The following is a 1,322-nucleotide window of genomic DNA, read 5'->3' on the forward strand; positions in this document are numbered from 1 at the left end:
AGGCACTGGCCGGAAAGTCACTCAAAAATGGTGACGGCGCGGTTTCCTGACCGTAGCGATACCCGACCCACGTGATCACAGCCCGACGTTTCGCGCGGGTCAACGCCACATAGGCTAAACGCCGCTCTTCGCCTTGATCCGTGTTGGTCGTGCTGGGGAAAGCACCATCTTCCCAGCCCATCAAATAAACATGCTCGAACTCCAACCCCTTCGCCGCATGAATGGTGCTCAAACGCACACAGCCCAAACCTTGATCGGCTTTGGGCAATGACCCGAGCGCCGCATGATCTAAAAGCTCTTCAACGCTCTCAAACCCTTGCGCCAGATCATACAGCTCCGCCAAATTCTCAAAGGCAACCTGACCTTTTTCACCCTCACTGCGTAGCTTCTCGGCATAGCCGGTCATCTCACACCCCATTTGCAAACGTGCCGCAAGGCGAATATCCGGATGACACTCGATCTCACGGATTGCATCCAAAAACGCACGTAATTTTTGCCCGGCTTTGCTGGTCGCTTTCTCCGTTAAGGCTTCCGCTGCGGCAAAGAGCGAAAACCCCGTCTCGGCGGCTTTCTCTTCAATCCGCGCCATGGCCTTAGGACCAACACCGCGCGTCGGCACATTCACCACACGCCGAAACGCATCATTGGATTGCCATTCATCCGGTCGGGTACTTAACGACAGAAAGGCTAAAGCATCCTTGATCGTCGCACGCTGCCAAAAGGCCGTATCATTGACCAGTTCATAGGGAATATGCGCGCGGATAAGTTCTTCTTCGACTTTGCGTGAGAGATAATTGTAGCGATAGAGCAGCGCCATGGAATCATAAGGCATGCCCGCCATCGCACGCTGAGTGATCTGCGTCACAATCGTCTGCGCTTCATGCTCTGCGCCTGTGCAGCGGATAATATCAATAGGACGTCCCTGCCCGGATGTGGTATAAAGCTTTTTGTCCAGCCGCCCCGAATCGCGGGCAATCACGGCATTGGCCGCGTCCAAAATATGTCCTGTTGAACGAAAATTCTGTTCCAGGGCAATCATTCGGGCGTTGGGAAATTCCCGGCAGAAATTGCGGATAAACCCAATATTGGCCCCCCGCCAGCCGTAAATGCTCTGCGCATCATCACCCACAACAAAGAGTTCGTGATGATCACGGGTTAAGGCTTCCAGCCAAAGATACTGGCACCGGTTCGTATCCTGAAATTCATCGGCCAGAAGACACGAAAACCGTTCCGCCCAGAGCTTACGATACGACTCATCATGACGCATGGTCCAGGTCGGCCAGAACAGAAGATCCCCAAAATCCGCCTTGTTTTCATCACGT

General features: G+C 53.8%; 1 protein-coding gene. It reads right to left on the reverse strand.

The genetic code is table 11. From position 1 onward, the window contains the following. Nucleotides 1–1,322: ATP-dependent helicase (locus tag NTH01S_RS11425; RefSeq protein WP_068173773.1), on the reverse strand; the 1,322-nt coding region annotated here is incomplete at both ends.

Source organism: Neokomagataea thailandica NBRC 106555, from assembly GCF_001598495.1.
GTDB lineage: Bacteria > Pseudomonadota > Alphaproteobacteria > Acetobacterales > Acetobacteraceae > Gluconobacter > Gluconobacter thailandicus_A.